The organism is Nocardia sp. NPDC019323 (genome assembly GCF_044389845.1).
Classification (GTDB): Bacteria; Actinomycetota; Actinomycetes; order Mycobacteriales; family Mycobacteriaceae; genus Nocardia; species Nocardia implantans.
This window is the reverse complement of record NZ_JBIRYN010000008.1, coordinates 179,639-200,436: the sequence shown is the minus strand read 5'-3', so window position 1 is coordinate 200,436 and position 20,798 is coordinate 179,639. Positions and strand designations below refer to the sequence as shown.

General features: G+C 69.8%; 21 protein-coding genes. 8 read left to right on the top strand and 13 right to left on the bottom strand.

The genetic code is table 11. From position 1 onward, the window contains the following. The first annotated feature begins 13 nt into the window (after positions 1 to 13). On the top strand, positions 14 to 202 hold the full coding sequence (locus tag ACH49X_RS26540; RefSeq protein ID WP_039795086.1) for a hypothetical protein: 189 nt from the start codon (positions 14 to 16) through the stop codon (positions 200 to 202). Between the two features lie 83 nt (positions 203 to 285). Here ACH49X_RS26540 and ACH49X_RS26535 read toward each other — a convergent pair whose 3' ends face one another. Next, complete coding sequence (locus ACH49X_RS26535; protein ID WP_195078230.1) at positions 286 to 912, bottom strand: resuscitation-promoting factor Rpf1 domain-containing protein; 627 nt, start codon at positions 910 to 912, stop codon at positions 286 to 288. Positions 913 to 1,322: 410 nt separating this feature from the next. Further along, entirely contained in the window at positions 1,323 to 1,565 is a 243-nt protein-coding gene (locus ACH49X_RS26530; RefSeq protein WP_357206549.1) for a hypothetical protein, read from the bottom strand. Positions 1,566 to 1,753: 188 nt separating this feature from the next. On the opposite strand from ACH49X_RS26530, the gene ACH49X_RS26525 reads away from it, so the two are divergent. Next, complete coding sequence (locus ACH49X_RS26525; protein WP_063023190.1) at positions 1,754 to 2,173, top strand: cold-shock protein; 420 nt, start codon at positions 1,754 to 1,756, stop codon at positions 2,171 to 2,173. Positions 2,174 to 2,338: 165 nt separating this feature from the next. On the opposite strand, the gene ACH49X_RS26520 is transcribed toward ACH49X_RS26525, so the two are convergent. The 3 genes from ACH49X_RS26520 to ACH49X_RS26510 all read right to left on the bottom strand — a co-directional run bounded on the left by ACH49X_RS26520 (position 2,339) and on the right by ACH49X_RS26510 (position 5,587). After that, positions 2,339 to 2,920: a DUF2771 domain-containing protein gene (locus ACH49X_RS26520; protein ID WP_195078231.1), complete on the bottom strand. Its 582-nt coding sequence runs from the start codon at positions 2,918 to 2,920 to the stop codon at positions 2,339 to 2,341. Further along, positions 2,917 to 4,722, bottom strand: coding sequence for an MFS transporter (locus ACH49X_RS26515; RefSeq protein ID WP_195078232.1), 1,806 nt, complete (start codon positions 4,720 to 4,722; stop codon positions 2,917 to 2,919). Before ACH49X_RS26515 ends, ACH49X_RS26520 begins: the two co-directional genes overlap by 4 nt. A 91-nt stretch (positions 4,723 to 4,813) precedes the next feature. Continuing rightward, complete coding sequence (locus tag ACH49X_RS26510; protein WP_195078233.1) at positions 4,814 to 5,587, bottom strand: glutaminyl-peptide cyclotransferase; 774 nt, start codon at positions 5,585 to 5,587, stop codon at positions 4,814 to 4,816. 17 nt (positions 5,588 to 5,604) lie between these two features. Here ACH49X_RS26510 and ACH49X_RS26505 point away from each other — a divergent pair, with 17 nt between their 5' ends. Both ACH49X_RS26505 and ACH49X_RS26500 read left to right on the top strand, forming a co-directional pair. Then, positions 5,605 to 7,245 carry a DUF3027 domain-containing protein gene (locus ACH49X_RS26505; RefSeq protein WP_397071123.1) on the top strand — a complete coding sequence of 547 codons (1,641 nt, stop codon included), beginning with the start codon at positions 5,605 to 5,607 and terminating at the stop codon, positions 7,243 to 7,245. A gap of 32 nt (positions 7,246 to 7,277) precedes the next feature. Then, positions 7,278 to 10,205 (top strand): sacsin N-terminal ATP-binding-like domain-containing protein, encoded by a 2,928-nt coding sequence (locus tag ACH49X_RS26500; protein WP_357206547.1) that lies wholly within the window; start codon positions 7,278 to 7,280, stop codon positions 10,203 to 10,205. An 8-nt stretch (positions 10,206 to 10,213) separates the two neighbouring features. On the opposite strand, the gene ACH49X_RS26495 is transcribed toward ACH49X_RS26500, so the two are convergent. Continuing rightward, positions 10,214 to 10,831: a TetR/AcrR family transcriptional regulator gene (locus tag ACH49X_RS26495; RefSeq protein WP_228827672.1), complete on the bottom strand. Its 618-nt coding sequence runs from the start codon at positions 10,829 to 10,831 to the stop codon at positions 10,214 to 10,216. Between the two features lie 126 nt (positions 10,832 to 10,957). On the opposite strand from ACH49X_RS26495, the gene ACH49X_RS26490 reads away from it, so the two are divergent. Further along, the gene (locus ACH49X_RS26490; RefSeq protein WP_195078235.1) at positions 10,958 to 13,012 is read left to right on the top strand and encodes a neutral/alkaline ceramidase; all 2,055 of its coding nucleotides are present in this window, start codon (positions 10,958 to 10,960) and stop codon (positions 13,010 to 13,012) included. A gap of 6 nt (positions 13,013 to 13,018) precedes the next feature. Here ACH49X_RS26490 and ACH49X_RS26485 read toward each other — a convergent pair whose 3' ends face one another. Continuing rightward, positions 13,019 to 13,258, bottom strand: coding sequence for a DUF2530 domain-containing protein (locus ACH49X_RS26485; protein ID WP_195078236.1), 240 nt, complete (start codon positions 13,256 to 13,258; stop codon positions 13,019 to 13,021). A gap of 116 nt (positions 13,259 to 13,374) precedes the next feature. On the opposite strand from ACH49X_RS26485, the gene ACH49X_RS26480 reads away from it, so the two are divergent. After that, positions 13,375 to 13,812 carry a MarR family winged helix-turn-helix transcriptional regulator gene (locus tag ACH49X_RS26480; protein WP_043686798.1) on the top strand — a complete coding sequence of 146 codons (438 nt, stop codon included), beginning with the start codon at positions 13,375 to 13,377 and terminating at the stop codon, positions 13,810 to 13,812. Between the two features lie 37 nt (positions 13,813 to 13,849). On the opposite strand, the gene ACH49X_RS26475 is transcribed toward ACH49X_RS26480, so the two are convergent. From ACH49X_RS26475 to ACH49X_RS26465, 3 genes are all read right to left on the bottom strand, one after another. After that, entirely contained in the window at positions 13,850 to 14,077 is a 228-nt protein-coding gene (locus ACH49X_RS26475; protein ID WP_195078237.1) for a hypothetical protein, read from the bottom strand. A gap of 200 nt (positions 14,078 to 14,277) precedes the next feature. Further along, positions 14,278 to 14,679, bottom strand: a complete 402-nt coding sequence (locus ACH49X_RS26470; RefSeq protein ID WP_195078238.1) for a YccF domain-containing protein — start codon at positions 14,677 to 14,679, stop codon at positions 14,278 to 14,280. Positions 14,680 to 14,718: 39 nt separating this feature from the next. Beyond that, entirely contained in the window at positions 14,719 to 15,921 is a 1,203-nt protein-coding gene (locus ACH49X_RS26465) for a GNAT family N-acetyltransferase (RefSeq protein WP_195078239.1), read from the bottom strand. 111 nt (positions 15,922 to 16,032) lie between these two features. Between ACH49X_RS26465 and ACH49X_RS26460 the strand changes: the two genes are divergently transcribed. Next, positions 16,033 to 16,836, top strand: a complete 804-nt coding sequence (locus ACH49X_RS26460; protein ID WP_195078240.1) for an RNA methyltransferase — start codon at positions 16,033 to 16,035, stop codon at positions 16,834 to 16,836. Further along, positions 16,833 to 17,132: a DUF2537 domain-containing protein gene (locus ACH49X_RS26455; protein WP_357206546.1), complete on the top strand. Its 300-nt coding sequence runs from the start codon at positions 16,833 to 16,835 to the stop codon at positions 17,130 to 17,132. The genes ACH49X_RS26460 and ACH49X_RS26455 overlap by 4 nt, the downstream gene beginning before the upstream one ends. 277 nt (positions 17,133 to 17,409) lie before the next feature. Here the strand turns inward: ACH49X_RS26455 and ACH49X_RS26450 are convergent, their stop codons facing one another. The 3 genes from ACH49X_RS26450 to serC form a co-directional block, all read right to left on the bottom strand. Further along, positions 17,410 to 18,153 (bottom strand): DUF6928 family protein, encoded by a 744-nt coding sequence (locus ACH49X_RS26450; RefSeq protein ID WP_357206544.1) that lies wholly within the window; start codon positions 18,151 to 18,153, stop codon positions 17,410 to 17,412. Positions 18,154 to 18,427: 274 nt separating this feature from the next. Continuing rightward, the gene (sepH, locus tag ACH49X_RS26445; protein WP_357206542.1) at positions 18,428 to 19,462 is read right to left on the bottom strand and encodes a septation protein SepH; all 1,035 of its coding nucleotides are present in this window, start codon (positions 19,460 to 19,462) and stop codon (positions 18,428 to 18,430) included. Between the two features lie 210 nt (positions 19,463 to 19,672). Beyond that, entirely contained in the window at positions 19,673 to 20,797 is a 1,125-nt protein-coding gene (gene serC / locus ACH49X_RS26440) for a phosphoserine transaminase (RefSeq protein ID WP_357206540.1), read from the bottom strand. Position 20,798: the final 1 nt, after the last annotated feature.

The window sequence follows — 20,798 nt, the reverse complement described above, 5'->3', positions numbered from 1 at the left end:
CTAGCATGGGGCCGTGGTGAACAAATCGAAGAAATCCTATGTCGACAACGGCTGGCCGAAGGTCGCCGACGGTGACCACGCGGTCACCGAACTCTCTTCGGCCCGCTCCGGTGGCCTCTCGCCTTACGGCGAGGACACCGAGTTCCCGGTTCCGGCTGAGCAGTTGCCCTACATGCACCCGAACACGGTGATCAACCGCTGAGCGCGCGACCGGAACGTTCTCGGCTACGAAGAAGGGCCCCGCATCCACGTTGATGCGGGGCCCTTCTTGCGAAGCGTTCCGGGTCAGGAGGGCAACAGGCCCTTGTTCGCCTCGTAGAAGTTCACGATCGCGGGGTCGAGGGTGACTCCGCTGGACTTGGCGGCGTTGAAGAAATCGAGCGCTTCCTTGGGCACCTGGACGCCCTGGCTCTGCACGACCTCGAGGGCGCGGTCGACGGCCGAGAAGATCTGCTGCGTGTCCGCCGGCGCGGCCTGGGCGGGCTGCGGCGCGGGGTTCCAGCGCGGGGTCTCGGCGGTGGCGGGCGCGGAGCGCGGGGTGGGCGCGCTGCTCAGGCCCAGCTTCGAGGAGCAGGAGGGCCAAGCGCCCCAACCCTGCGAGGCGAGCACCTTCTCGGCGACCGCGATCTGCTGTTCGCGGGTGGCCTGGTTGGCGCTGGCGGCGTATTCCTGGCCGCCGTGGGCGCGCCAGGTGCTGGGCGAGAACTGCAGCCCGCCCTGGAAACCGTTGCCCGTGTTGATGCCCCAGTTGCCGCCGGCCTCGCACTGAGCGAGTCGATCCCAGTCGGAGTCGGGTGCCGCGCTGGCGTTGCCTGCGAAGGCCACACCGGCGGTGCCGATGATGGCCCCGGTGACGGCAACCTTGGCTACCGTGCGTCCGGTCGAGCTTGGCTTGCGATGGCGTCCACTCATATCGGGTTCGTCTTCCTCTCGACGCACCTGCGACGTCTTCGGTTCTGGTTCGGACTGAGAGGTCGTCCGTTCCGCCCTCGCCCCTACGTTTCCGTCGGGGGTCCGGTACCCGCGGGGCGAGGCTCGGTGCGGCGGGCCGGTGGTCGCCGGGTGTGCCCCGGCTGGATAAGACGGTACGACGAACCGCGGGAAAAATCACTATTTGGTAACCGGCGTGTACCAATGGGTCTCGGCGCGGTATCGGTGCGAAAAATGGGGCTTCGCGCAGCTAGAGACGCTGCGGTCGGGTCCTCCGCCGGCCGTCATCACTCCGTGACCTACTCGTAATGTGACGAGGATCACACACTGGCGTGGGTAACGATCGCGCGGGGTAACCGGTTCGTGGTCGGATCGGCGGTCGGCTCTCCGGGTCAGCGCGACCGCCGGCCGGAGCGCAGGGCGAACACGAGCGCGAGCACGAAGCCGAGCGGTGCGAGCATCGCCCCGAAGTAGAGCCACAGTCCCGGCTCCGCGTCGGTCAGCAAAGGGATCGTGAAGATGGCGATGATTGCCAGCAATCCCAGCGCGAACACCGAGAGCGCGAGCCGCAGCAACCAGTCGCCGCGCCGCCGCTCAGCGTCGCCGGGCGGGGTGGGAGTGGAAGGGTTCGTCACGGATCGACGGTAAAACTGATGTGCTTGCGTTATTCGCACCGGGGTAGACTCGATGGCAATCGCGTCCTGCAATCCTGCTGGGCGCGTTCTTTTCGCACAGGAAAAGAGCCGGTCGCGCGACCGGCTCGGCAGACGGATGTGCTCGGGCCGTAGGGGTCCGAGTTTTCGATGATGAACGGGTGAGCGCAGTGCCGACCGGCAGGGTGAAGTGGTACGACGTCGAAAAGGGCTTCGGCTTCCTTTCCCAGGACGAGGGTGAGGACGTCTACGTCCGCTCGTCCGCGCTGCCCCAGGGCGTCGAGGGCCTCAAGCCCGGCCAGCGCGTGGAATTCGGTATGGCCGCAGGCCGTCGCGGGCCACAGGCGCTGAGCCTCAAGCTGCTCGAGGCGCCGCCGTCGGTGCGGCAGGGCCAGGAACGCAACGCGCGCAAGGAACCTGCCGCGCGTAGGCACACGCCCGACGAACTGCACGGCATGGTCGAGGACATGATCACCTTGCTCGAGGCGAAGGTGCAGCCGGATCTGCGTAAGGGCAAGTATCCGGATCGCAAGACGGCGCAACGCATCTCGGAGGTCGTCCGCGCGGTGGCTCGCGAACTGGACCGCTGATTCCGCTCGGTGCCGCTTCCTTCGAGGCGGCCGTCGAGCTGCCGGTGGAACCGGTTCGAGGTCTGTTCGCCTCGACTGAGCTGAGCGTGGCCCCGTGCCTGCGCCGCGTGTCACCACGCGCGCCGGCACCCGCGGGGTCCACGAAAAGCGGTGCGCTCGGACTTGTCAAGCCGTGCTGATCGACCAGGTGGCGTGCGGCACGTAGAACTCACGGCCCGTTTCGTCGCGGGCCAGGATCGGCAGCTGGAACTCGACGCCGATGAGGCGCAGGTCCGGTTCCGGTTTCGAATCGATGGTGAGGGCGAAAGCCCGGTCCGGGTAGTCGTTGCGGCTGATCACCTGGTCGACTTTTTCGCCGTTCGGCAAAAGGTAGACCAGTTGTGCGAGCCACGGCGCGTCGGCGACCTTCTTCGGAAGCGACAGCTGCAGTGGGTAACCGGCGGGGACTTCCAGTTCGACGGTGCGGCCACGGTGGCAGTCCGGTGTGTCCTGGCCGCAGTTCAGCGTCGCGAATACCGTGCCGGGGACGTTGTCTTCGGGCAGGATGCTGCAATCCTGCATGGTCACCGAGCAGTAGCTGAACGGTCGCACGGTGACCGTCTTCCCGTGCGCGTACGCGGTGAGCGTGACGTCGGGCTTCTCGGCGTCGCGGACCAGCACCGCGAGCGCGCCAGCGAAGGCGGCGGTGAGCACGAGCAGTGCGGCCGCGACCAGCGCGGCGATCGTGCGTGCGTTGAGCTTGCTCACCAGATCGGGTCTCCTTGCCCTCGTCGAAAGCGTGTGGTGTCGCCGCCGCGCGGCGCCGGATCCTCTGCCCGTGGCGCGTTCGCCGGATATCCGTGCGGCCGCGTCGTCGGCACTTCTTGTTCCGCGTGCTGGGGACGGTTGCCGCCGAGGCCCGGCAGCAGCGAATGACCTCGGAAGCTGAGGAAAGTCTGCACCAAGCCGAGCACGAGGATCACGGTGACCACCGCGAAGCCCTTCCAATAGTCGGTCGGCAGCAGCACACCGGCCGCCCCGCCGACGACCCAGCTCAGCTGGAGCACGGTCTCCGACCGCCCGAAGCCGGAGGCGATCGACTCCGGCGGCAGGTCGTCCTGGATCGAGGCGTCCAGCGACACCTTGGCCAGCGCGCTCGTCCCCGCCGCGACCAGGGCGGCGGCTGCCGCGCCGAGCAGGTTGTCCGCGAACGTCGCGAACAGTGACACCAGCGCGCACGCCGCCGTGCAGCCGAGCACGATCAGCGATGGCCTGCCCAGCTTCAGCCGGGCGCCCGTCGCGTTGCCCGCGAAATTGCCGACGGCCGCGGCCGCGCCGACCGCGCCGAGCATGAGGGCCTGCTGCACCGGCCGGTGCTCGGTCGCCTTGGCGACGAACGCGACGTAGAAGGTGAGGAACCCGGTCAGCACCCGGATGGCGCTGTTGCCCCACAGGCCGGTCACCACGGCGCGGCCGAGCGGTTGCCTGCGTTTGCGCGGCGGGACCGACGACTCCGCGCCGGAGGAGAGCACCTCGGTGCGCGCGTCGGCGCCGTGATAGCTCAGCGTCGCGGGGACCTCGCCCTCGGTCACCTCCACCCAGGAAGGGATGCGCAGGCTCAGATACGCCCCCGCGCAGGCGATCAGCGCCGCGAAGACCAGCGCGCCGTTGGAGTCCGCGATCGCCGCGGCCAGCCCGGCCAGCGCTCCGGCGCCCATGGTGCCGCCGACCAGCCCGAACACCGTGAGGCGGGAGTTGGTGCGGACCAGATCGATGTCCGGCGGCAGCACCCGTGGCGTGACCGCGCTCTTCAGCACGGAGAACGATTTGCTGCCGATCATCATGCACAGCGCGAGCGGATACAGCGCCCAGGTGTCGAATTGGAAGATCAGCACCACCGCGACCACCGCGCGCACCGCGAACGACGTCGCAAGCGCCAAGCGGCGACCGCGCTGCAGCCGATCGAGCAGCGGCCCGATCAGCGGGGCGATCACCGCGAACGGCGCGATCGTGATCAGCAGGTACAGCGCCACTTTCGTCTTGCTCTCCGCGGTCGCGCTGGCGAAGAACAAGGTGTTGGCCAGCGCCACCGCGATGGCGGCGTCCAGGGCGAAGTTCGCCATGGTGGCGTAGGTGAGCGCCGTGAGGCCGGACTTGTCCGCGCCGTCGGCCTTGGCCGCGCGCTGGAAGGTCGCGATGCCCTTTTCGGTGAGTTCCCTGCCGCGCATCGCGGCCACGCGGGTGACCGTGAGTTTGCGCGGCATCCGCCGTTCGCCGGGGGGCTCGGAATTCGCCGGCTGCTCGGCGTCGGGGCCGACGGGGAACGGCTTGGTCGGCGGGGGTTGCGCGGGCGGTGGCGCGTCGCGTCGCGGGCTCGGCGGCGGTCCCGGCTGGTCGTAACGCTCGGCGGCGCGTCCGGCTCCCGGGCCGAGCGGTGGCAGCGGCCTGCGGCGCCGCGGCGCGTTGGGTGGCGGGTACCGATCGAAACCGGGATGCCGATCGAACGGCGGGACCTCCTCGCCTTCCCACCGATCACGGCCGGGACCGGAAGGTTCGCGGGGAGTAGTCACGACTCCAATTCTGGCGCACTCCCGGGCCGGGCGTTCACGCGCGCTCCGTGGCGGGGGCGGAAAGTGATCGTTGTCGCGACCGCGATCGTGCTCAGGCTGGGGTGAAGCGGACCTCGAACATGGTGGGCCAGTTCTTGCCCGTGATCAGGAACCGGTCGGTGCCGGGCAGTTGCGCGATGCCGTTGAGCGCGTCGGCTCCGGCCCGCGCGGTCGCGGGGAGCAGACCGGCGGCGTCGGCGGTCGCGAGCACCGCGCCGGAGTCCGGGTCGATGCGCAGGATGGTGTCGGTCGGCCAGTCGTTGGCGTAGACCGACCCGTCCGCTGCGCACTCGAGTTCGTTGAGACGCGCGCCGTTGTGGCTGGTCAGTTCGATCGAGCCGGTGGGGGCGAAGGTGACCGGATCGCGGAAGGTGAGGCGGTCGGTGCCGTCGCTCATGACCAGTCGTCCGTTCCTGGCGCACAGACCCCAGCCTTCGCCGTCATAGCTCACCCGGCCGCGTTCGGCCAGCGTCGCCGGGTCACGGGCGATGGCAACGCCGTCGTGCCAGGTCAGCTGCCAGAGTGTGGCGCCTGCGAGGGTGATGCCCTCGCCGAAGTACGGGGCGGGCAGTTCGGTTCTGGCCAATTCCTCCCCGGTCGTCAGCCGGGACGCGCGCACGCCGGACGCACCGGCCAGACCGGTGCTCTCGAACAGAACATCGCCGTCGATTTCCAGACCCTGGGTGAACGCCTTCGTATCGTGCGGACGGGTGCCGAGTACCTCGATGTTCATCTCGGGCGCCGGGTCCGCCGCGCCGCCGCATCCGCCCAGGATGAGCAGACCGACCAGCACACTGATGGCCAACGCACGCCGATTGCGCTCCATACGGCAAAATGTAGGCCGTGAGCGCAGTTTCTGTTTCGGAGTCCGGCGTGCGGCCGATTCTGGCTGATGCCGTCGACCTGGCCCGCCGTGCGCTCCTGGAGTTGGAACCGTCGGCCGTCGGCGCGCACCTCGGCGTGATCGCCGAGGACGAGAGCGCGGCGACCCATCGTTTCGAGGCCACGCTGCCCGGTTACCGCGGGTGGCAGTGGGCGGTCGTGGTGGCCGCACCGCCCGGTGCCGACCGCGCGACGGTCAGCGAGTCCGCCTTGCTGCCGGGGCCGGATGCTCTGGTCGCGCCCGAGTTCGTGCCCTGGGAGCAGCGGGTCCGCCCCGGGGACCTCGCGCCGGGCGATCTGCTCGCCCCGCCCGCCGACGATCCTCGCCTGGTGCCCGGCTACGTCGCGACCGGCGACCCGGTGGTGGACGAAGTGGCCTACGAGGTCGGCCTCGGCCGCACCAAGGTGATGAGCAGGGAAGGCCGCGAGGAGGCCGCCGAGCGCTGGTACAGCCAGTACGGGCCCGATTCGGAGATGGCCAAGGCCGCGCCCGCCACCTGTGGAAGCTGCGGCTTCTATCTGCCGCTCGCCGGGTCGCTGCGCGCCGCGTTCGGCGTCTGCGGCAACGCCATGGGCGCCGACGGTCACGTCGTCCACGTCGCCTACGGCTGTGGCGCGCACTCGGACACCGAGGTCCCCACCGGCAACGGGTCGCCGCTGTACGAGGCGTACGACGACTCGGCCATCGAGGTGATCACACTCCACAGGGACGAGCCGCGCGACGGTAAGCGCGAACAGGTCGAGGCAGCTCCGTCCGAGGACGTGGATCGGCATGGCTCGGCCGAGCACGCGGAGGACGTGGCCCAGACCGGTGAACTCCGCCCGGACGCGGACGCCACTGCGCGGGCCCGCGAGGCGGTGGTCGCCGAGGACATCGCGACAGACCAGAATTCCGGGCCAGCCGAGAAGCCTCCGGTCGGGGAGAACTCTGCGGTCGCTGAGAAAGCGGTCGCTGCGTCCGGCGAGAACGCGGTGGCTGAACACGCGGCCGTTGCCCCGGACTCGGTCTTCGCTCAGGGTGGTGCCGCTATCGCCGACACCGTCCCGAACACGGCGGCAGAGCCTGATCCAGGGGGCACTGCGACGGAGTCGGAAGCGCATGTGAGTTCCTCGCCCGCCGAGCCCGCAGCCGCGTCGAGCGTGACCGGTACGACCGTGGGCCAGGCAGAGGGCACGGCTGCTTCGGTGAGCGATGAGAGTGCCGGTCCCGCGACGTCCGAACCGACGGAAGCGGACGCGGCGGGATCGACCTCATCCGCGGCGCTGAGCAGCGGTGCACCGACGCACGTCGGCGAGTCGAATGCCGTCGGCACGAGCGCGCCGGAATCGGATACCGCATCGAGAGAGTCGGTCGCAGCGGCCGGCTCGGACGCCGTGCCGGCCGGCGCGGTCGAGTCGGCGCCGGCTGAAGCCGTCGCGGCGGAGTCGGCCCCGGCGTCCGACGCCGTGGCGGAGGCGCACGAGTCCGCTTCGTCGTCCCTCACTCCGGGACCGGAACCCACCGCTACGTCGGCCGGTACCGAAGACGTCGATGCGCCATCCGGGGCGGGTGTCGCCGAGGACGAGGCACGGCCGGAGTTCCAGTCATCGCCGCGGAGCTGAGCGGGACAGCCGACCCGTTCGGCACGTCGGCGTTGCGCGCGGCGGTGCTCGCCGCATGGCGTGACTCGCCGACCCGGTTGCGGGAGGACGCCGCCACCGAGAACGACTTGGTGCGCGCGGGTTACCGCGACCGATTGCTGACCGAGTTGGCGCAGAATGCCGCCGATGCCGCGCGCAAGGCGGGCGTGGCAGGCGCCGTCGCGGTCTGGCTCGACGGTCGCGACCTGCACATCGGCAATACGGGTGCGCCGCTGGACGTCTCGGGTGTGCAGGCGCTCACCGCCTTGCGCGCGTCGGGGAAATCCGACGGCGGGACCGTCGGCCGATTCGGCGTCGGTTTCACGGCGGTGCTCGCGGTGAGCGACGACATCGAGCTGCGGTCGGCCTCCGGATCGCTGCGGTTTTCCCGTACCGAAACCCGGGAGGCTCTGCGCGACAACGTGATTCCTTTACCCGCCGCTGACGCGGGTGAATTCGCCCCTCCGGTGCTGCGGTTGGCCTGGCCGATCGAGGCCCGCCCGGCGGACGGTCTCGACACCGAGGTGGTGCTGCGGCTGCGCGCCGACGTTGACGCCGAAGCGCTGCTGGCCGCGATGCACGCCGAAGCCGTCGATCTGCTGCTGGAGTTGCCAGCCTTGCGGCGCATCCGGATCGGCACGGCCGAATTCGTCAGCAGTGCCGAGGACATGGGCGACGGCCTGCACGAGGTCTACGTCGACGGCCCAGGCAGCGAACAGCGCACCTGGTGGCAGTACCGCACGCGGCGCGCCCGCTGGCTGCTGCCGGTGCGCGACGGCAGGCCGGTGGCCGCCGCCCCCGACGTGCTGCGGGCGCCGACCAGGTCGGACGAGGAACTGTCACTGCCCGCCTTGCTCATCGCCGATATCCCGATGCAGCCGGATCGGCGCAGGTTGCTGCCCGGCGCGCGGCTCGGCGAACTGGCCGACGGCTACGCGGATTTCGCTCGTGCTCTTCCGCCACGCGACCGGCTCGTGCTGGTGCCGACGCCCGGGTTCGCCCGCAGCGAGGCCGATGGCCTGCTGCGTGAAGCGTTGCTACGCGAATTGCGGACCCGTCCTTGGCTGCCCGTGGTCGCCCCGCACCGGCGCGTTCACTCGGAAGCCGCAATCGAGCGGCTCCCCGCCGATATCGAAGCGCTGGGCCTGCGGGGCTCGGCCTCGGGGACCGAGGCTCTCGATGTGCTGAGCGCATGGTCCGGCACCGAATCAGCCGACGTCACATCGCCTCCCGACGAACCGGATGCGTTCGCTGTCGCCGCGGCACCGTCGACCGCCGGACCGACGCACCACCAGAACATCGCCGTCCCCACCCGCGCCTACATCTTCGCCGGTCTGACCGCCGAACTGGCCGACCTGCTCGACGAAGTGGTCGGTCCTCTCGTGCTCCCGGACCTGTCCGGGCGCGCGCACGCCGAAGCCATGGGCGTCCTGGATGTGCACCGGCTCGGGCTGGCGCGGCTGGCGGAGTTGTCCGTGGGCTTGGAGCGGCCGCCGAGTTGGTGGCGGTCCTTCTACGCCGCCCTCGAACCGTTCGTGGCGGATCCGCTCGCGGCGGAGGAGTTGGGCGCGCTGGCGGTACCGCTGGCCGACGGCAGGCTCGTCACCGGGCCGCGCACCGTGGTGCTGGACGATCAGCTCGAGGTCGCGATCCCGCTGCACTGGGCGCGGCTGGCGCATCCTGAGGCCGCGCATCCGTTGCTGGCTCGGCTCGGCGCGCGGTCGGCTACCGCCGAGGATCTTCTGACCGATCCCGGCTTGCGCGCCGATCTGGAGGACCACCCGGGCGACCCCGACACCGCGGATGCGATCTTGCGTCTCGCCGCGCATGCCGATCGGGAGGCCCTTCCTTCCTGGCTCGGTTTGCTCGAATTACCCGACGCGCAAGGGGAGTCGCGACCCGCCGACGAACTGCTGTTGCCCGGAGCGCCGCTGCGTGAGCTGCTCGTTCCCGACGCGCCGTTCGGCACGGCAGCCGCCGAACTCGTCGAGCGCTACGGCACGGAGGCGTTGCGCGCCGTCGGCGTCGGCTGGGATTTCGGTGTGCTCGTCGAAGCCGATCCGACCGGCCCCGACCACGACCTGGACGACGAGGAACACTGGTGGTCGACGCTCCAGGAGGACCCACCCGAGCTGGTGGCCGTCCGTGACCTCGATCTGATCGATGACGCCGCCTGGCCGGAAGCGTTGCGGCAGTTGGCCGCATCGCCGCGCACCCGTCGCCTGCTCGCCGACGCCGACGGCTACACCGCGTGGTGGCTGCGCCGGTACGCGCGGGTCGACGGCACTGCGCTGGGGTTGCTGCGCCATCCCGCCGACACCGATTTCGACGGACTGCTCCCGACGTTCACCATCGCCGGTGTCGACCCGGACGCTTGTCGCGCGGTTCTCGCCGACCCAGGGACGATCACCGACGAGTTGGCCGCCGCTTTGCTGGAGGCGCTGGCCGACCCCGTGCGAACACCATCGCCGGACGTGGCTTCGCGCACCCATGCCCGCTTGGCCGCCGCTGTCGCCGCCGGCCTGCTCGATCTCGCCGACCTGCAACCGCCCGATCGCGTGCGCGCGCTCACCGGCGCCGTGGTCGATCCGGAGGACGCGTTCGTCCTCGATCTACCGTGGTTCGGCCTCGCCGTGCCGCCGGATCGCTTGGTGGCAGGCGACACCGAAACGGCATCGTCCCTGGCGGCTCTGCTCGATCTGCCGCTGGTGTCGGAGGTCGTCACCGCCGAGGTGACCAGCACCGGCCGTCGCACGACCTGGGCGGCGGAGCCGCTGGGCGTCGTGCTGCGGCAGCTGTTCACGCTGCCTCCGCGAACGGGTGAGCTGGTGGTGCACCAGAACCTGACGGTGCGGCTGAGCGGTGCGATCGAGACCACGGTCGCGGTGCCCTGGTGGCAGACCGGCTCCGAGGTGCACGTCCGAGCGCCGCGGCGGGACTGAGCCGCGGGTTACTGCGCCGCGTACCCGGTCAGCATCTCGCTCAGCAGATCCAACTGCCCGCGCACGCTCTCGCTGTCGTTGTCCACCAGCCAGCGCAGCACCACACCGTCGATGACGTTCAGGGTGAACCGGCTCAGCGTCTGCACCGGGACCGACCAGGTGTTGCCGGTGGCGTCGCGCGCGTGCTCCAGGATGTCGGCGACCGTGGAGTCGTTGAAGTTGTACTGCTCGCGGGCGATCGCGAGTTTCGCCGGGGTTTGTTCGCCCTCGCGCAACGCGTAAGTGGTCGTTTCGTAAGTGAGCAGCTGTCGTTCCGGAGTGGCTTCGATGTTCAGCCACATCAGTTCCAGACCCGACCGGATCAATTTTTGAAGGGCTTCTTTTCCACTTCCGACGTCCTGCCATACCGTTTCGTTCGCATCGACGGAATCGCGTAATTCCATCGACAACGCTTTGACCAGCTCGGTCATCAGCGCGTCCTTGTTTTCGAAACAGTAATGCACCACACCGAGCGAGACGCCGGCCGCCTGAGCGACATCGCGCGTGGTCACGCCCGCAACACCCTTTTTCTCGGCAAGGCCGATCGCGGCCTCGATAAGGTGGGCCCGTCGTTCTTCGACGCTCAATCGGGAGGACACCCAAGGGAGTTAAGCGCCCACGGCCCCCGCAGTCAATTCATGGGCGGGAAAAATCTGGACTGGACGACTGACCAGTTGTGTGGTTCGCTGCATCCGGACAGAAGGGAGACGGGTATGCCGGTGTCACGCCGAACTGTTCTGACCCGCGCCGCGATCGGGTCCGCCGCGCTCGCGGCCGTGACGGGCACGAGCGACGCACTCGGCGTTCCGGCGGCCGCCGCACCGGATGCCGGCGGTTACGAGATCGGCGTCGGACTCTCCGACATCACCGGCCCGGCCGCCGAATGCGGGATGATGGGCTACTCCCAGCTCGAGCAGCAGACCGCGGGCATCCATCTGCGTCCGCGGGCGCGGGCGTTCATCATCGGCAGCGCCGGGCGGCGGATCGTCTTCGTGGTCGCCGAGAACGGGATGATCTTCCAGTCCGTGCACCGCGGCGTGCTGACCGAACTGGCCCGCCGTTTCGGCGATCGGTACACCGAGCAGAACGTGCTGTTGACCTCGACCCATTCGCACGCGACCTGCGGCGGCTCCAGCAACGACTACGCCTACAACCTGTCCATCCTCGGTTTCCAGCAGCAGGTGTACGACGCCGAGGTGAACGGGATCGTCGAGGCGATCGCCGCCGCGCACGCCGATCTCGGGCCGGGTTCGCTGGCCGTCGGCCGCGCCGAGTTGCGCAACGCGAGCGTGAACCGGTCGCGCGTGGCGTGGGAACTGAATCCACCTGCGGACAAACAACATTTCCCGGACGCCATCGACCCGGCGGTGACCACGCTCGTCCTGCGCAAGGGCGACCGGGTGGCCGGGACCATCACCTGGTTCGCCACCCACAACACCTCCATGACCAACGCGAACCGGTTGATCAGCTCGGACAACAAGGGCTACGCGTCGTTCCGCTGCGAGCACATCGAGCACGGCGTGCGCTACCTGGACGGCAAGCCCGCGTTCGTCGCGGCCTTCGCGCAGACCAACGCCGGTGACATGTCCCCGAACCTGAACCTGCGCCAAGGCTCGGGTCCCACCGAGGACGAGTTCGAGAACACCCGCATCCTCGGCGAACGGCAATACGCGGCGTCCGAGGAGGCGGCGGCTCGGGCCCGTTCGATCTCCGGCCCGGTCGACGGGATGCTGTGCTACATAGATCTCGCCGATATCGCCGTGGACGGCCGTTTCACGCCGGACGGGCTACCGCGGCGCACCGCACCGGCCGCGGCGGGTGTGTCGCTGATCGCGGGCAGCGTCGAGGATGGTCCCGGCCTGCCAGGCGGTCCGATTCCGGAGGGCGTGCGCAACCCGTTCCTGGACGCGCTCGGCGATCCCGCCCAGCCCGCTCCGGGCTGGCTGGCGGACGCGCAGGCGCCGAAAGCGATCGCGGTGCCCCTCGGCTTGCTGCCTCCGGTGCCCTGGGTGCCGAATGTGCTGCCGATTCAGCTCGTTCGCATCGGCGAACTCTATCTGGCGGCGGCGGGTGGCGAGTTCACCATCACGTCGGGCCTGCGCATTCGCCGGGCCGTGGCCGCGGCGCTGGACGTTCCGCTGGAGCAGGTGCTGATGCAGGGATACGCGAACGCCTACCACGAATACGTCACCACGCCAGAGGAATACGATTCCCAGCAATACGAGGGTGCTTCGACGCTGTTCGGCCGCTACACCCTGTGCGCCTATCAGCAGGAGTTCACCCGTCTGGCCACGGCATTCGCCGCCCGCAGGCCGGTGCCGCGCGGCCCCGCCCCGCGCGATGTGTCCCAGCTGCAGCCGAACTTCCAGCCGGGCGCGGGGCCGGACGCGGCCGTGCCGGGCCGCGACTTCGGTGACGTGCTGGTGCAACCGCACCCGTCCTACGGCCCCGGAGATCAAGTGCTGGCGGAATTCGTCTCGGCGCATCCGAAACACGACAACCGGCGCAACGGGACCTTCTTGGAAGTGCAGCGCAGGAACGCGTCGGGCGAGTGGGTGCGGGTGGCCAACGAGGGGGAGTGGGCGGTGAAATACCACTGGAGCAAACGCGGGCTCGCGGAGTCGGTGGCTCGGTTCACCTGGGACATCCCTTCGGACGCCGAGCCGGGACGCTATCGCTTCCAGCACTATGCGACCCGTCTGGATCCCGGCGGCGGGCTCTACCCGCTCACCGGCACCACCGACGAATTCGAGTTGGTCCGGGCGTAATCCGCCCTACAAGCCCGTCTGCGCGCCCTTGTCCCCGCGCCGGGCGCCGCGGCGCTGGACCAGGTAGATGACCAACCCGATCAGTCCGACCACCAACCCCATCAGGCAGACCGGACGCGCCGACGCCCACCGGTCGCCGCCGGCCCACACCACCACGGTGGCGATCAGCCACAGTGCGCTGCCGACCGCGAGCACGGGGCGCGGGTCGGTCAGGCGCGGCGGAAGCTGCGGGACTTTCGGTGTCACGGGTTCAGCCTAATCGGGCTTGCCGGGCGGAGTCCGCCGACCGCGCGGAGCCGAGGTGGTCGGACCATGGCGGGAAGCCGCGACCGGCCGCCATCGGTCCCGTATCGTTTGGCACTGTGACAACGCCATCGGATGTCAGAGCCCTTGCTGGTGAGCTCTCGCTGGCGGTCGTTCGACTGACGCGACACCTGCGCGGCCGTCGGGCCGACTCGCAGATCTCGCTGACCCAACTCTCCGCGCTCGCCACGCTCGCGCGCGAGGGCGCGATGACCCCCGGTGCGCTCGCGGCGAAGGAACGCGTGCAGCCCCCCTCGATGACCCGTGTCATCGCCTCGCTCACCGACCTCGATCTGGTCGAGCGCAATCCGCATCCGACCGATGGCCGTCAGATCATCGTCTCGCTGTCCCCCGCGGGCCGCGCGCTCATCGCCGACGAAGCCAGCGCCCGCGAGGCGTGGATGACCGAGCAGCTGTCGACGCTCACCGAGGAGCAGCTCGTCGTGCTGACCCGTGCCGTGGCGATCATGAAGCAGATCGTGGCGGAATCCGAGTAGCCACCGCAGCAACAGGATTCGCCGCGCGCGGCGTGGATCAGCGCTTGGTCCGGATGATCCCGGCGCCCCACCACAGCAGCCCACCCGCGACGGTCAGCCACAGCACGAAGACCGGATAGACCAGAACTCCGTAATCGTCGGCCCATCGAGGCAGGTGCGGGAGCTGGGTGGCCGCGCCGATGAGCAGCAGCACCCCCACGATCACCGCGATCGGCGCGAGTGGCGCGGTGTCCGAGTCGGCCCTGCGGGCGGTTCGGTCGGTCATGGTGGAGCCCTCCTGCGCGGTCGGCTCGGCGCCCGCTCGGGACGCTGTGGGCACTGGAAATAAATCAGTTACCTTCTAGCTAACCATCGCACGGGGGTGTGACTTCGTTAACAGTCTGTGATTCAGATCACAGTACTGTCGCGATGCGGCGTGGCTCGCCGTCCCCGCCGCCCAGGGCGTAAACCCCGGTTGAGCTGCCGCTATTGCGCGCCGAACGGCCGGTCGCTGTCCACGATCTCCCGTCCCAGTGGGAACAGCGAAATCGGTATGAATTTCAGGTTGGCCCACCCGAACGGGATGCCGATGATCGAGACGAACAGCGGAATGCTGGTGAGCAGGTGCCCGAGCGCCAGCCACCAGCCCGCGACGACGAACCAGATGATGTTGCCGATCAGCGAACCCGCGCCCGCGCCCGGCTTCTCCACGGTGGTCCGGCCGAACGGCCACAGCACGTAGGCGGCGATCCGGAACGACGCGATGCCGAAGGGGATCGTGATGATCAGGATGAAGCAGATGATTCCCGCCGCGATGTAGCCGAGCGCCAGCCAGAATCCGGCGAGGACGAGCCACAGGATGTTGAGAACCAACTGGATCGGCTTCATGAGACCAGCATGCCAGGCGGCGCGGCGCGGTGCGCGCCCTCAGAAGAACCAGCCCAGCATCGCGTCCCGCTCCGCGCGGAAGGCGTCGTCGAAGGCACGCAGCCGTGCGGCGTCCTTCGCGCGCAACCGGTTCGCCGCCGCGAAGACCCGGGCGGGATACGCACCGAGATACATGCTCGCGAGCACATCGATGCCGAGTTCGATATCGGGCGCACGGTCGGTCGGCTCGCATTCGGCCTGTCCGTTCCGCACGCGCAGTGCGAACGTGCCGCCCGCGTTCCGGAACGGATCGGTCACCGCGAGCGTCACATCCAGGTCGCCGGCGTAAGCGCGCGCCGTCAACGCGGCGGGGACGTCCATCAGGCGCAGCCACAGTCCGTCATAGCGTGCGGTGGTGCGCACCAGCCGGGGATCGGTCAGCAGATAGGGCAGCGGGTCGTGGTCGGTGAGCACGGCATCCACCCGTCGGACCAGATCGAGCCCCAGCAGGGCCCGCCACAGGGCCGCGTGCGCTTCGGTCGTGACCGTCCGCAGTTCGACGACTTCCACCGTCCGCGCCCTGCCGTCCGCGTGGTACCGATACAGCGCGTAGCCGTCGGCGTGCAGGAGCCCGAACAGGGTGGTTCCGCCCTCGCGATAACGCTGTGGATCGTCGAACACGATGTCCCAGGCCGCCGCCGGACGTACCTGTGCGCCCGGCACCAGCCTGCGCCAGCGGTCGTAGATCGCTTCCGCCGCCGCGCGCAGCTCGCTCGGCGAGCGCAGCGCCACACCGCCTGGATCGGGCGTCGACGGGAGGAATCCGGCGAAGCGCCGGTCGATGCCGACCGCGTTCTCCCGTGTGGCGGTGCCGTAGCCGAACCGGCCGTAGATGCCGCCCTCGCTCGCGGTGAACATGGTCAACGGCAGGCCGGCGGCCTCGACGCGCCGGTGTTGTTCGGCGTACATGGCGCGCAGGATGCCGCGTCGCCGGTGCGTGGGCGCGACGCCGACGCCCGCGATGCCGCACACCCGCACCGTTCGCTCGCCGGGCACGGTCACCGTCATGGTGGTGGACTGGGCGTGCCCGACGACCTCTCCGCCGTCGACCGCCACGATCGCGCTCTCCGGCGGGAACAGCAGCGGATATCGTTCGGCTTCGGCCGGGTCGGAGCGGGTGCCGAACGAGGTCTCCAACAGGGTCGTGATCGCGGGCGCGTCGTGCGCGGTGGCCGACCGAATGGTGATTCCCGGCGGGGTCATGCCTCGACCATCCCACCTTCGCGTACCTGCCCGCACCGCATTTTCGCGGTCCGCGACCGCAGGGCGAACACCGATTCGGACCCGGCCGCGGCCGCCCGGCAGGATGGAGCGGTGGCCGAAGTGATCGACATCGATGACCCCGCCGACCCACGGGTCGACGATTTCCGCGATCTCAAGTCGGCCGATCGCAGGCCAGATCTGCCCGGCCGCAAAGGCCTGGTGATCGCCGAGGGCGTCGTGGTGGTCCAGCGCATGCTCGATTCGCGTTTCCAGCCGACCGCGCTGCTCGGCGTGGAGCGCAGGCGCGCCGAACTCGCCGACGACCTGGTGACCGTCGACGTGCCGTACTACCGCGCCACGGCCGAGGTGATGGCCGAGGTGGTCGGGTTCCACCTCAACCGCGGCGTGCTGGCCGTCGCCCGTCGCCCCGCCGAACTCGGCATGAACGAGGTGCTCGAGAAGGCGCGCACCGTCGCGGTGCTGGAAGGCGTCAACGACCACGAGAATCTCGGCGCCATGTTCCGCAACGCCGCCGGGCTTGGAGCCGACGCGATCCTGTTCGGTGACCGCTGCGCCGATCCGCTCTACCGCCGCGCCGTCCGGGTGTCGATGGGACATGTGCTCCGGGTGCCGTTCGCGTCCGTGCCGGATTGGCCGGGTGGCCTGGATATACTGCGGCGCAAGGGATTCCAGATCATCGCCCTCACGCCCGATCCGGCGGCGGCGAATCTGGCCGCTGCGATGACGGGGGAGCGGGTGGCGTTGTTGCTCGGAGCCGAGGGGCCGGGACTGACCGAGGAGGCCATGCGGGCCACCGACGTCCGCGCGCGCATCCCCATGACGCCAGGCACCGATTCGCTCAATGTCGCGACCGCGGCCGCGATGGCGTTCTACGAGCGGGTGAGGACGGCGTGACCGAACCGTACCGGCCCTATCCGTCCTATCAGGACCCGACGCCATGGGGCGCTGGCCTCACCGTGGCGTTCATGGTGGCGCTGCTTTCTGCGGTCGCGGTGTATTCCTTCGGGGCCGCGCTGGCCGAAGTGCATCCGTTGCTCGCGGTGGCGGTGAATCTGGTCGCGGCCGGCGGCGCCGCGCCCACCGCTTGGCGCTGGCGATTCACCCCCGTGACGCGGTGGGTGATCGGCGGCGGTGTGGCGGGCGTGCTGCTCGGATGGGTCGTGCTGGTGCTGGAGGGATTGTTCGGCTGAGGCGTACCTCCGCCTTCGCTCCGGCCGTGCGCGTTGTGCGTACCTCCGCCTTCGCTCCGGCCGTGCGCGTTGTGCGTACCTCCGCCTTCGCTCCGGCCGTGCGCGTTGTGCGTACCTCTGGTGTTCGCTCCGGCGGCGCGCGTTGTGCGTACCTCCGGTGTTCGCTCCGGCGGCGCGCGTTGTGCGTACCTCCGGTCTTCGCTCCGGCGTGCGCGGTTTGTCGGCGGACGGTGTCCGGCTGCACTGAGACAGCGCCGCCCGGGGCACGGCGAAGCGGCTAGCCGACGGGGTCGTGTCCGCTCAGCCAGCCGAACAGGCCGCGCTTGCGCGAAGTCGTGTGTGCCCCGCCATCGCCTGAGCCGCGCACCGGCGAGGCGGGCAGCTTGCCCTTCGGGTGCAGCGCGAACTTGCAGATGGGGATGTCCCCTGGCCCGAGCGCGCCGGGCGCGGCGGGACCGCGGTAGTGGAAGCCGAGCCATTCGTTGTTGGCCGCGTCGGCGAAGTCGGGCGGATCGAACGGCAGCGACTGCGGGTCGGGCAGCTCGCCGGCGCGCCAGCGCACCGGATGTTCTCCTGCCCAGTAGGACCGCTCCCACACCAGCGGAAGTCCTTCGTCCTCCAGGATGTGTACCCGCGTCGAGCTGAACGACCTGCGGAACTCGCCGCGCTCCCAGTGCGCGAACGCACCCCAGCCGTGCTCGATGTCGAACGACACCAGATAGGTGTGTTCCGAGGCCAGCGGGCGCACCAGCAATGCCGGGATCTCGGTCGGGCGGATGCGCGCGGCCTGCGCCGAGCACAGCACCGTCACGCCGGGAAAGCAACCGATGCAGACCTCGTCGCTCGCCGGGCCCGCGCAACCCGCCAGCGTGCCTGCCAGGATCGGCTGCACGTCGCGGTCTTCGTGCAGTTGCTTGGCCAGTGCCAGTGCCGCCTGGGGATCGGGGTTACGGCTCGCGCGCAGTACTGCCAGCGGGTCCGGTGCGTCGACGTACCAGAGCGACCAAGCCTTGGATAGCATTCCGGCACCTCCCGATAGTCACACGAATCAACTCCGCGAACTTCGAGCAACGCACGACGGCGTAGACCGCGGCACCGCTGCGGCCACCGTCGGCGCCGACGCTCGTCGACCCACCGAAAATCTACTCGCCTCGCTCCGGCCTCGGTGCGGCTTCGCGCCGTGAACACCGGTTCGTGACCGCTGATTTCACGCGCTCATCGGAGCCGGGCGAACCCGGGAAGCGCGCTACCGTGCCCCCGATCGGCGCGAAGAAGACCCGCGGTGGCGGGGGCGCTCAGTGACCCGAGCTGCGCACCCCGAGCAGCACGTCCTCCCAGGACGGCATCGGGGCCTTGCCGCGCTTGCTGCGCGTCGGCTTCGCCGGAGCCTTGGCCGCGGGCTTCGCGGGCTCCTCGGTCGCGGCGGGCGCAGGCGCGGCGGTGTCGGCGGGGGTGGCCGCAGTCGCGGCGGCCCCGTTGGCGGGCGCCGCGTTACCGGCGGCGGGAGGCGTGGCAGCGGCCGTCGCCGTCGCCGGCGCCGGCGCGTTGCCCGCCGGGATCGCGGCGGCGCTGCCACCGGCCGCGACGGCCCGCTGTTCGTAGTACTCGTCCAACGTCGGCTGGCTCTGACGGCTCGCGGTGCGCGCGGGCGGCGCGGCCGGGGCTGGACGCGGTTCGGCCACCGGCTCCGGCTGCGGCGCGGGCTCGGGTTCCGGCGGCACGATCGTGGCCAGCCCGCGCAGCGCGCGTCCGAAGTCCGGATCGATCAGGTCGGAGGCCGGGTCGTCGAGCGGAGAGACCGAGCCGCCGTGTGCGTCCGGCTGGTAGCGCCAGTGCGCCGCGATCTCCGATCGCCCGTTCTGCCACTGCAACTGGGCGACCCAGTAACCCTTCTCGTCCTTCCACGCGTCCCATTCGGCGCCCTCGATGTTGTGCCCGCGCGCGGTGAACGCGGCGGTGACCACATCGATGAGGGTGTCGACGGCGGGACCGTCGGGGCGGACCGGGTGGGCCTTCTGGGCGAGCTCGGCGGCGCGCGCTCGCTCCAGCAGCACCGGATAGGCGAATCGCTCGACGCGACTGGCCGGCATTCCGGATTCTTCGGTGACCTGTTCGACGGAGGCCCCTGCACGAATACGGGCCTGGATATCGCGGGGACGCATAGTTGCTTCCATTTCGATCTCGATCTGGCCGAATCGGGCAAGGTCTCCGCGCGCGGCGGCTCGCAGTTTGTCGTCGGCGGGCAGCCGGAACTTCTGACCGGACTCGGTGTCGATGCACACGATGTGCGTGGAGTCGGGCGTCACCCCGATCACTCGAAGTTCACGCACCGTTACCTCCTTATCGCGTCGACTCGCGACACCGCCCACTTTCCGAAACAGTAGTGCACATCTGAGATTCATGGGGCAGGACACGCGGCACGGAAATCTCCTCGGAGATGTCCGTGCCCCGCTAATCTGCTCTGTTCGATCCGCTTTGGCTAATTCAGCGGCGTGTCGATCCCGGGCGTGTTGCGCGCTCCGGACCGAGAAATGCGGCGCTCAGCCGAGATTCTGCACGACCCAATCGATGGAGCGGGTCAGCTGGCTGACGTCGTCCGGATCGATCGCGGGGAACATGCCGATACGCAGCTGGTTGCGGCCGAGCTTGCGGTAGGGCTCGGTGTCCACGATGCCGTTGGCGCGCAGGATCTTCGCCACCGCGGCCGCGTCGACCGAGTCGGCGAAATCGATGGTGCCGACCACCTGCGAGCGGTGCGCCGGGTCCGTGACGTACGGGGTGGCGTACTCGCTCGACTCCGCCCAGGAGTACAGCCGCGAGGAGGAGTCCAGCGTGCGCTTGACCGCCCAGTCCAGGCCGCCGTTGTTGTTGAGCCACTCGATCTGGTCGGCGAACAGCAGCAGGGTGCCCAGCGCCGGGGTGTTGTAGGTCTGATCCTTGGTGCTGTTGTCGATCGCGATCGGCAGCGACAGGAAATCGGGCGTCCAGCGGCCCGAAGCCTTGATCTCCTCGACCCGCTCCAGCGCGGCCGGGCTCATCAGCGCCACCCACAGGCCGCCGTCGGAGGCGAAGCACTTCTGCGGAGCGAAGTAGTAGACGTCGGCGTCGGTGATGGTCACCGGCAGGCCGCCCGCGCCGGAGGTGGCGTCGATGGCGATGAGCGCGTGCTCCGAGCCCGCGGGACGCCGCACCGGGATGGACACGCCGGTGGAGGTCTCGTTGTGCGCCCAGCCGATCAGGTCCGCCGACGGGTCCGACACCGGCTCCGGCGCGCTGCCCGGCTCCGCCGAGACCACGATCGGGTCGCCGATGAACGGGTTGCCCTTGGTCACGGCGGCGAACTTCGAGCTGAACTCACCGTTGGTCAGGTGCAGCGAACGCTCCCGGACCAGGCCGAAGGCCGCCGCGTCCCAGAACGCGGTGGTGCCGCCGTTGCCGAGCACCACCTCGTAGCCGTCCGGCAGGCCGAACAGCTCGCGCAGGCCGGAGCGCACGCGCGCCACCACGTCCTTGACCGGTTTCTGCCGATGCGAGGTTCCGAACACCGAGGCGCCGACGTTCACCAGCGACTGCAGCTGCTCCGGGCGCACCTTGGAAGGGCCGCAGCCGAACCGTCCGTCGGCGGGCTTGATGTCGTCGGGAATGGTCGGAAACGCAGAGGTCATG

Excerpts from the sequence above, each read along its gene's own strand:
- ACH49X_RS26535 (WP_195078230.1), bottom strand. The coding sequence starts at position 912 with ATGAGTGGACGCCATCGCAAGCCAAGCTCGACCGGACGCACGGTAGCC.
- ACH49X_RS26510 (WP_195078233.1), bottom strand. The coding sequence starts at position 5,587 with ATGGAGCGCAATCGGCGTGCGTTGGCCATCAGTGTGCTGGTCGGTCTG.
- ACH49X_RS26490 (WP_195078235.1), top strand. The coding sequence starts at position 10,958 with ATGCCGGTGTCACGCCGAACTGTTCTGACCCGCGCCGCGATCGGGTCC.
- ACH49X_RS26475 (WP_195078237.1), bottom strand. The coding sequence starts at position 14,077 with ATGACCGACCGAACCGCCCGCAGGGCCGACTCGGACACCGCGCCACTC.
- ACH49X_RS26470 (WP_195078238.1), bottom strand. The coding sequence starts at position 14,679 with ATGAAGCCGATCCAGTTGGTTCTCAACATCCTGTGGCTCGTCCTCGCC.
- ACH49X_RS26465 (WP_195078239.1), bottom strand. The coding sequence starts at position 15,921 with ATGACCCCGCCGGGAATCACCATTCGGTCGGCCACCGCGCACGACGCG.
- ACH49X_RS26450 (WP_357206544.1), bottom strand. The coding sequence starts at position 18,153 with ATGCTATCCAAGGCTTGGTCGCTCTGGTACGTCGACGCACCGGACCCG.
- serC (WP_357206540.1), bottom strand. The coding sequence starts at position 20,797 with ATGACCTCTGCGTTTCCGACCATTCCCGACGACATCAAGCCCGCCGAC.